This window comes from Sphaerospermopsis kisseleviana CS-549 (assembly GCF_028329225.1).
Taxonomy (GTDB): Bacteria; Cyanobacteriota; Cyanobacteriia; order Cyanobacteriales; family Nostocaceae; genus Sphaerospermopsis; species Sphaerospermopsis kisseleviana.
This window is the reverse complement of sequence record NZ_JAQMTI010000295.1, coordinates 1-8,571: the sequence shown is the minus strand read 5'-3', so window position 1 is coordinate 8,571 and position 8,571 is coordinate 1. Positions and strand designations below refer to the sequence as shown.

Here is an 8,571-nt window from a genome sequence, read left to right as displayed (position 1 = left end):
GTCTTGTCAAGAGAGAAAAAGAAAGATGGGCAATGGAAAACCAAAGGGATGAATGTTTTGCCGATATGTACGTACATCCCCAGGAAACAGACTATAATATTGATACATTATTTGAATTAATAGACGCTTCAGAATTAGACTATCCTGTACATCCTAAAATCCTGGTTATCCTGATTCTGACAAAAGAATATATCTTTATTATTCACAGACAATCTATCAATTAAAATCCTGGTTATCCTGATTCAGAAAATCACATTAATACACTTTCTTTCACCTGCAATTTATTTATAATACTTTCTTCTAAAAGATGATAGAGGAAATGCGGAGTTTTTAAATTAGCTGAATGTAATAGATTTTGATAGACTTGACAAGCTGATTCATCATTTAAAATCCGGTTGTGAATTATTCTGGTCCATTCCGGTGCAGTTATCATTAATTGTGGAACAACTTCAATAAATGCTGTAATTTGTTTTTCCATATCAAAAGATTCCAGAAAATGAATTAAGCTAAACATCACTTCTGGCTGTTGACATTGATCATCTAAAATTAGATGATAGGCAGATAAATCATTTTCATCAGGATTTTCAGCTATTGCGGTTAAAGCATTTTCAAAATTTGTAACTTGTGCTTCTGTTTGCATCAATCGGTTATCTTTCAAGATTTCTAGTAAATTGTTTTGATTCATGGTTTTTACCTCATTTAACAAAAATAGATTGCCAAGTTACTTTATTGAGTTTGATTAATGTTTGCAAACTTTCCCTGATTCTTCTATTATACAAACCTTGAGAAAGATAAATAGAACGTACATCCCAAATTTCTTGTGCTAAGGTTACTCTGGGTGATAAGTTTAAATTAGGACGTTTACCATAAGAAATTGTTTGCCGATGACGGCCTCCTTTTCCTGGTGATAAATGTTCCATCATTATGGCATATCCTTGGTCTGTTGTATAACCTGGAACTTTCGCTTTCATAAAAGCATCCGCAGGTATATGATGAGGTGTGAGGTTATCACCTCTACGTCCCTTTTTTAGTAAGTCTCCATAAGTACCTACAGTTCCTTCTCCTGGAAGTAGTTGAGGTTGATGATTAATAATTTATTTACTCCTGTTTAGTTATTTATACTGTTTAATATTTTGATTATAAAGGAAGAAAAGGAATAATTAGGGTTTGCTGAATCAGGATTTTCAGGATTTAAGAATTTTCAGGATGATATTTGTCTGAATCAGGATGTCCAGGATTAAAGGATTTTCAGGATGGTTTTTTTTGTCTGAATCAGGATGTCCAGGATTAAAGGATTTTCAGGATGTTTTTGATCATTTATGGTTTTCTTTGAATGATATGGGAATATATTTTTTATCTCAATCAAAATTTATTATCATTAAATATTTACAGAAAATCTATAAACTGCAATCTTGTACATCCTCAAATCCTGGTTATCCTGATTCAGACAAGAGAATATATCTTTATTATTCACAGAAAATCTATCAACTGCAATCCTGTAGATCCTAAAATCCTGGTTATCCTGATTCAGACAAGAGAATATATCTTTATTATTCACAGAAAATCTATCAACTGCAATCCTGTACATCCTCAAATCCTGGTTATCCTGATTCAGACAAGAGAATATATCTTTATTATTCACAGAAAATCTATAAACTGCAATCCTGTACATCCTCAAATCCTGGTTATCCTGATTCAGACAATCACAATAAACAATATATAAATATTGCAAAATTGAATTTACCTATTTTTTGATAGTTAAAAACCTGAAAGAAATATTATTATCTTCCCAGTATTCCTGCGCTGAATTGAAAATATCTAATGCTATTTGGTATTGCGTCGGTTCAGATTGAGCAAAGATATCAGCATGATCATATAATATGACATATCTTTGAGCCGGACACCATGTTAAATCGGTGATACATTCATCAAAAGCATCCCAGTTATTGCCGAAGTATGCAGGAAATTCTATTGCTTCAGCAACTTTTTTTAAAAATGTTTGTTTGCTATTAATTTTTTTACCGTTAAGATAGAAAACTTTTTGATTCATAGATTTATGGTGAGGAAATAGGTTAGTAAAATTGTCAGAATCAGGATGTCTACCGATTAAAGGATTAACAGGATGATAAAATATAAAATGGGCGATCGCTAATAAAGTCCTATAAATCTTAACATCATCTAGACGATAATTTTAACTATTTTCAAGTATTGTGTTATAATCAATTCAGAATTAGAAGAGTAAAAATATCATGATTTTAGCTGTTAAAAATGCTCTTTCCACAATTGCACCCAAGTTAACTTATGATGTGTTGATTGAAAATCAAGCAGATGGTACGGTTAAAGCTACACTGTTAAGTTTACCAGAATGTCAAGGTTTTGGTGCAAATAAAGAAGAAGCATTAAATAATCTGATTCAACTTTTTCAAGCACGAAAACCAGAAATAGTGACTTTAGAAATTGAAGCACCGAAAACAGAACATCCTTGGATGAAATTTGCAGGAATGTTTGAGGATGATCCACATTTTGATGAAGTGCAAGAATATATAGCAGAATATCGTCGTGAATTAGATACAGAGATGGAGGAATATTATCAACAAATTGAAACCAAGGAGAAGAGTAAATGAGCTTATGGATACTAGATACAGATCACGTTTCTCTATTTCAACGCAGAAATTCATTTATTGTCCAGCGTGTTAATAGTGTCAATTTTGAAGAAATTGCCATAACCATTATTACTGCGGAGGAACAATTGCGTGGTAGATTCAATGTAATTAGAAATACCTCGTCATCGGATAAATTAATATTAGCTTATGCAAATTTTCAGGCTAATTTAGAGTTTTTCAAAACTATCAATGTCCTAGAATTTAGCGAAAATGCAGGTAATATTTACAGTGAATTAATTAAACAAAAAATCCGTGTTGGTACTCAAGATTTACGCATTGCTGCAATTACTTTATCAGTGAATGGGATTTTAGTTACTCGTAATTGGAAGGATTTTGAAAAAGTGCCAAATTTGCGTTTAGAAGATTGGAGTATTAGTTGATAATTTCTGAATCAGGATTTCCAGGATTAAAGGATTTTCAGGATGGTTTTTTTTGTCTGAATCAGGATGTCCAGGATTAAAGGATTTTCAGGATGTTTTTGATCATTTATGGTTTTCTTTGAATGATAGGAAATATATTTTTTATCTGAATCAGAATTTATCATCATTAAATATTCACAGACAATCTACAAATAACAATCCTGTACATCCTCAAATCCTGGTTATACTGATTCAGACAAGCTATTTTTTGATAGTTAAAAACTTGAAAGAAATATTATTAGCTTCCCAATATTCTTTGGCTGAATTTAAAATATCCAATGCTATTTGGTACTGTGTCGGTTCAGTTTGAGCAAAGATATCAGCATGATCTTATGATATCACATATCTTTGAGCCGGACACCATGTTAAATCGGTGATACATTCATCAAAAGCATCCCAGTTATTGCCGAAGTATGCAGGAAATTCTATTGCTTCAGCAACTTTTTTTAAAAATGTTTGTTTGTTATTGATTTTTTTACCGTTAAGATGGAAAACTTTTTGATTCATAGATTTATGATGAGGATGCACGGTTACTGTACGGTTACTGAGCGAAGTCGAAGTAAGTCGAAGTACAGGATGATAAAATAGACGCTGGCTAATAAAATCCTATTAATGACTACTTTAACCGCCAAATCTTGATAGTCCCGTCCTTACTTCCACTAGCCAGAGTTTGACCATCGGGACTGTATGCTACAGACACAACCGGGTTAGAATGACCAGTGAGGGTTTGCAGTAGGTTTCCTGTTTTCACATCCCACAGTTTGATAGTCTCGTCAAAACTCCCACTAGCCAGGGTTTGACCATCGGGGCTGTATGCTACTGAATTAACCGAGTCATAATGACCAGTGAGGGTTTGCAGTAGCCTTCCCGTTTTTACATTCCACAGTTTGATAGTCTTGTCCCCACTCCCACTAGCCAGAGTTTGACCATCGGGACTGTATGCTACTGACCTAACCCGGTTAGAATCAGTGATGGTTTGTAGTAGGGTTCCCGTTCTTACATTCCACAGTTTGATAGTCTTGTCATCACTCCCACTAACTAGAGTTTGACCATCGGGGCTGTATGCTACTGAATCAACCCGGAGAGAATGACCTGTGAGGGTTTGTAGGAGGTTTCCTGTTTTTACATCCCACAGTTTAATAGTCTTGTCATAACTCCCACTAGCCAGAGTTTGACCGTCGGGGCTGTATGCTACTGAATCAACCCGGAGAGAATGACCTCTTAGAGTTGTCTCTAAAAAGAAACCAATAGGTAAATTTGCAATTATAGATATGGGATTGACTGGAAACACTCCATAACGCATATAGCCATAGAATTGAGTTCCTATAAATCCTACTATCGCAACTATTAATAGTCTTCCCGGTTTTTTATTTTTGACAGGAATCGTCGTTTGAGGCGCTGGAATTGTGCCAGGTTGACTCTGAGGTTTAGAAACTTGCGGTTGCAAAACCTGAGATTGATTTTGCTGGACTGGTGTTTTACTAATAAATGCTGCAACCTGCCAAATCTTGATAGTGTTGTCATTACTTCCACTAGCTAGAGTTTGACCATCCGGGCTGTATGCTAGGGACAAAACCGAGCTAGAATGACCAGTGAGGGTTTGGAGTAGCCTTCCTGTGCGCGGATTCCACAGTTTGATAGTCTTGTCCTTACTCCCACTAGCCAGGGTTTGACCATCGGGGCTGTATGCTAGAGACCTAACCCAGTCAGAATGACCTGTGAGGGTTTGCAGTAGCTTTCCCGTTTTTACATTCCACAGTTTGATAGTCTTATCATCACTCCCACTAGCCAAGGTTTGACCATCGGGGCTGTATGCTACTGACCAAACCGAGTCAGAATGACCTGTGAGGGTTTGCAGTAGCTTTCTTGTGCGGGCATTCCACAGTTTGATAGTCTTGTCCCCACTCCCACTAGCCAAGGTTTGACCATCGGGGCTGTATGCTAGGGACCTAACCGAGTCAGAATGACCTGTGAGGGTTTGCAGTAGCTTTCTTGTGCGGGCATTCCACAGTTTGATAGTCTTATCCCTACTCCCACTAGCCAGAGTTTGACCATCGGGGCTGTATGCTACTGAAGTAACCCATTTAGAATGACCAGTGAGGGTTTGCAGTATCTGTCCCGTTTTTACATTCCACAGTTTGATAGTCTTATCCCTACTCCCACTAGCCAGAGTTTGACCATCGGGGCTGTATGCTAGGGAGCGAACCGAGTCAGAATGACCAGTGAGAGTTTGCAGTGGGTTTCCCGTGTTTACATTCCACAGTTTGATAGTGTTGTCCCCACTCCCACTAGCCAGGGTTTGACCATCCGGGCTGTATGCTACTGAAGAAACCGAGTAAGAATGACCTGTTAGGGTTTGCAGTAGGTTTCCTATTAATTGATTACTATTAACTTGTGGTTGTGATGTTGATTCCACAACAACAGATGAGTTTGCTTTAACAACACCAGGAAAAATATCAATACCAAGATTTGTAGAGCGATCGCACCAATAACAACTACCATAAGTTCTACTATAAAAATGACTATCTACCCTGCCACAAATAGTTAAATTATCATTCCCTGTTCTTAAAGCCTCCAACCACTCCCTAGCTGTGGGGCGTAAATTGGGATTTTTATGACCATCATTAAAGCATTTGAGAAAACATTCCCGAATTGCTGGATGAACAATTATCATGGGAATTGTTCTCGCTACAGGTTCAATCAAACTATTTGGTGAATACAGCCATAAACCCCGACGAATAATTTCATCAGGTTCTGGAGGTTCCCCCGCACCTGTCCATTTTCCCTGAAAATGATTATTACCACCAAATAATAATTGATAGATAATTACCCCTAACCGAAATCTATCATGTATTTCCGTTTGCTCAATAATATCAAAATCTTTTCCCATTAATTCCGGTGGTGTATATCCTTCCGAACCAACTAAACAACGATAAACCTTACCATTTTTCGGATTTATCACCTGAAAAGAATCAGTATCAATAATAGAAGGTAAAGCCTGATTATTCACTAAAATATTTTGTGGTTTAATATCTCCCAACACATAACCAGCAGCGTGCAGGGCTTCAATAATGGAAACAATATTTAGCGCCGTTGTGTGCAGAAACCGCCAATCAATCTCTAGTTTCAAAGTTTGACGACGACGGGGATTATAAACATCAATAAGTTCTTTTCCATTCTTAATTTCTGGCATTAAAAACCCCACACAATCACCCTGAGCATTTTTCAAAACTGACTTAGGCCAAGCAAAGGAAACATGATGAAGATGGGAATTTGGTTCTGTGGGTGGGTGGTCTATCATTACCGCTAATTTTTGCACCCGTTCCGGTGTGGGAGAATGGTATATTTTCGCTAAATAACCATTTTGATTAGTTCGCCAAACTTTCGCTTCACCACTATTAGCAATCTCTTCACCCAACAGAGTAATTGATTTTCCCGTACTGGCACAGATAAGAACTGTCATATAATTTTAATGAAATGGGTTGAAATATATGTCTAAAATCCTAAAATCGTAGGTTGGGTTGAGGCTTTGCGTTCGCGGAGCGTGCCGAAGGCATAACCCAACAAAATCTCATAAATATTGAAAATGTTGGGTTTCATTCTATTGCTTCGCAACGCTAACGCGAACAACCCAACCTACAATTTCTAAATCTCTTCTTCAAAGAGACACAAAAGCAAAGTTTTATCATCATCAGTGCGAGAATTTAAACGCTCAAAATTGAGAAAATCAATCACATATTGATCATCCTCTTCTGGTTTATCTGTTTCTCGCAAATATTCCTCCAAAGGTTTAAAAAATGGGGAAAAAGGTTGCCAGTCACTCAAACGAATTGCTACTTTTTCTAATCCATCAGTAGAAGCACAAATAAACTCTTGTTTTCCTGAAATTACCTTTACCTGCATTTCCTCCAGCGCATTAACTGAAGTCACAAAAGTTGTTTCGTTGAAAAATTCTCCCTTATCTGGTTCAAACAATAATTTATATTCTGGATCTTGGGAACGCACTACCATAAATCCATCCCCAATTTGCATAGCTGCAACCCATTCAGGAGTCGCTACAAAAACCAACAATGTACAAGCTAAATCATGAACAGAATAATCCTTACTAGCTGCTTGTTTTGTTAACTCTGTAATTACATTTTTAACGGTTTTAGTAAAAAGTTTTTTCGCTTCTTGTTCTGAAAGTGGTCGAGAAAAATTTTCCCAAAATCGTTTTCGCTTCTGAAGATACTCACTAATTCTAGAAAGATATTTGAGCGCAGTTTCTACCGCTATTTCAGAACCAATATGAGAATATTTAGCACTCCCAGCACCATCAGCAACCGCGCCCACAATCACATCTTTAAAAATGCGATAATTTCCGCAGTCTTGACAAGGTATTTTTTGCTCTTGATGACTCGTTCCCGTTGCAGAACGCGCTATAGCTTTCCAACTCACAATAAATAAATCCTCAAAATCTAATTTAAGATCCCCGACTTCTTCTTTGATAATGTCAATAAATTATTAACTTAATATTAGAAGTCGGGGATCTGGTTGATACAAATTATGTTGTAATTTGCCCCCATCCCACCGGCGGTAATGCCACAGCTTCACCTATTTTGCCACTAGAAACCCGTTTCATGGAAGTGGAAAGCCAAACAAATAAAGAGCGAAAATCTAAACCATTCAGAGTTACTGGAGGACGTTCTGGAGGGGCAATTTGTCGGAGTTTATTCATATCTGCACCCTGAACACCAACGGTAAAAAACAACATTCGGCGCTGTGCGTCTTCTTCTCTCACCCTTTGCGCTGCATTTTGCCAATAATCTGTAGGCGCACCATCGGTAATTAAAAATACCCAAGGACGATAATAATGGACACCGTTATCTTTATACGACTGTTTGCGGGTTTCTAATAAATCTAAAGCGTATTCTATCGCCTCACCCATGGGCGTTACACCATCTGCTTCTAGCTTTGGCAGTGTAAAATGGTCTATAGTGACAAAATCTTGCGTCAGTTTCACCGGTCCAAAGGTGACAATAGCAACTTCTACACTTAAAGAAGCTTGAGCATCTTTCATTACATCTTCTTTGAAAGCCGCCAAACCTCTATTTAACTCCTGGATAGGTTGCCCTGACATTGAACCAGAAGTATCCAACAAAAGAATTACCGGACAACGATTTTCAGGGTTTTCCACAAATTCGGGCATTCCTACTGGCATTATTGATACTCCTGGTTAATCAACTGGTTAATCACAACTAGATGCTGAATATTATATTTTAGATTATACTCGTTAACACCTAATCTAACACGGGTATTTTTACGGAATCAATACCTTGCCTAAACTGAAATCAAGTAGCAACCAAAACCGAGTACATTCATATAATGTTTTTCATAAAAGAGTCAGTGATGAAACTCAAAATTGCCAGTAATCGTTAAACTAAATATAAATAACCATCCGGATCAACAAATGAAAGCAATAGAAGTCACAGGGAACATTGATGAAAAAG

The 8,571-nt window shown here is 37.0% G+C and carries 9 protein-coding genes and 1 pseudogene; 3 read left to right on the top strand and 7 right to left on the bottom strand.

The genetic code is table 11. The annotated features are described in order from the left end of the window. Window positions 1–224, top strand: a pseudogene (locus PN497_RS23195) (hypothetical protein); the annotation flags it as partial. A gap of 26 nt (window positions 225–250) precedes the next feature. Here PN497_RS23195 and PN497_RS23190 read toward each other — a convergent pair. The 3 genes from PN497_RS23190 to PN497_RS23180 form a co-directional block, all read right to left on the bottom strand. Then, window positions 251–685 (bottom strand): Imm30 family immunity protein, encoded by a 435-nt coding sequence (locus tag PN497_RS23190; RefSeq protein WP_096567320.1) that lies wholly within the window; start codon window positions 683–685, stop codon window positions 251–253. Window positions 686–695: 10 nt separating this feature from the next. Further along, window positions 696–971, bottom strand: a complete 276-nt coding sequence (locus PN497_RS23185; RefSeq protein WP_096567318.1) for a hypothetical protein — start codon at window positions 969–971, stop codon at window positions 696–698. A gap of 773 nt (window positions 972–1,744) precedes the next feature. Continuing rightward, a complete protein-coding gene (locus PN497_RS23180; protein WP_096567314.1) occupies window positions 1,745–2,050 on the bottom strand; it encodes a barstar family protein in 306 nt (101 codons plus the stop codon). Window positions 2,051–2,249: 199 nt separating this feature from the next. Between PN497_RS23180 and PN497_RS23175 the strand changes: the two genes are divergently transcribed. Next, the gene (locus tag PN497_RS23175) at window positions 2,250–2,624 is read left to right on the top strand and encodes a type II toxin-antitoxin system HicB family antitoxin (protein WP_096567312.1); all 375 of its coding nucleotides are present in this window, start codon (window positions 2,250–2,252) and stop codon (window positions 2,622–2,624) included. Next, on the top strand, window positions 2,621–3,043 hold the full coding sequence (locus tag PN497_RS23170; RefSeq protein ID WP_096567310.1) for a type II toxin-antitoxin system VapC family toxin: 423 nt from the start codon (window positions 2,621–2,623) through the stop codon (window positions 3,041–3,043). Before PN497_RS23175 ends, PN497_RS23170 begins: the two co-directional genes overlap by 4 nt. Before the next feature lie 369 nt (window positions 3,044–3,412). Here PN497_RS23170 and PN497_RS23165 read toward each other — a convergent pair whose 3' ends face one another. The 4 genes from PN497_RS23165 to PN497_RS23150 form a co-directional block, all read right to left on the bottom strand. Further along, window positions 3,413–3,589, bottom strand: a complete 177-nt coding sequence (locus PN497_RS23165) for a barstar family protein (protein ID WP_096567306.1) — start codon at window positions 3,587–3,589, stop codon at window positions 3,413–3,415. Between the two features lie 109 nt (window positions 3,590–3,698). Further along, on the bottom strand, window positions 3,699–6,545 hold the full coding sequence (locus PN497_RS23160) for a WD40 domain-containing protein (RefSeq protein WP_272110915.1): 2,847 nt from the start codon (window positions 6,543–6,545) through the stop codon (window positions 3,699–3,701). A gap of 182 nt (window positions 6,546–6,727) precedes the next feature. Then, window positions 6,728–7,519, bottom strand: coding sequence for a PP2C family serine/threonine-protein phosphatase (locus PN497_RS23155; protein WP_096567302.1), 792 nt, complete (start codon window positions 7,517–7,519; stop codon window positions 6,728–6,730). 106 nt (window positions 7,520–7,625) lie between these two features. Next, a complete protein-coding gene (locus tag PN497_RS23150) occupies window positions 7,626–8,282 on the bottom strand; it encodes a vWA domain-containing protein (RefSeq protein ID WP_096567300.1) in 657 nt (218 codons plus the stop codon). Between the last annotated feature and the right edge of the window lie 289 nt (window positions 8,283–8,571).

What these genes read in the sequence shown, in the direction of transcription:
- PN497_RS23165 (WP_096567306.1), bottom strand. Translation starts at nt 3,589, where the DNA reads ATGAATCAAAAAGTTTTCCATCTTAACGGTAAAAAAATCAATAACAAA.
- PN497_RS23170 (WP_096567310.1), top strand. Translation starts at nt 2,621, where the DNA reads ATGAGCTTATGGATACTAGATACAGATCACGTTTCTCTATTTCAACGC.
- PN497_RS23175 (WP_096567312.1), top strand. Translation starts at nt 2,250, where the DNA reads ATGATTTTAGCTGTTAAAAATGCTCTTTCCACAATTGCACCCAAGTTA.
- PN497_RS23160 (WP_272110915.1), bottom strand. Translation starts at nt 6,545, where the DNA reads ATGACAGTTCTTATCTGTGCCAGTACGGGAAAATCAATTACTCTGTTG.
- PN497_RS23180 (WP_096567314.1), bottom strand. Translation starts at nt 2,050, where the DNA reads ATGAATCAAAAAGTTTTCTATCTTAACGGTAAAAAAATTAATAGCAAA.
- PN497_RS23150 (WP_096567300.1), bottom strand. Translation starts at nt 8,282, where the DNA reads ATGCCAGTAGGAATGCCCGAATTTGTGGAAAACCCTGAAAATCGTTGT.
- PN497_RS23185 (WP_096567318.1), bottom strand. Translation starts at nt 971, where the DNA reads ATGAAAGCGAAAGTTCCAGGTTATACAACAGACCAAGGATATGCCATA.
- PN497_RS23190 (WP_096567320.1), bottom strand. Translation starts at nt 685, where the DNA reads ATGAATCAAAACAATTTACTAGAAATCTTGAAAGATAACCGATTGATG.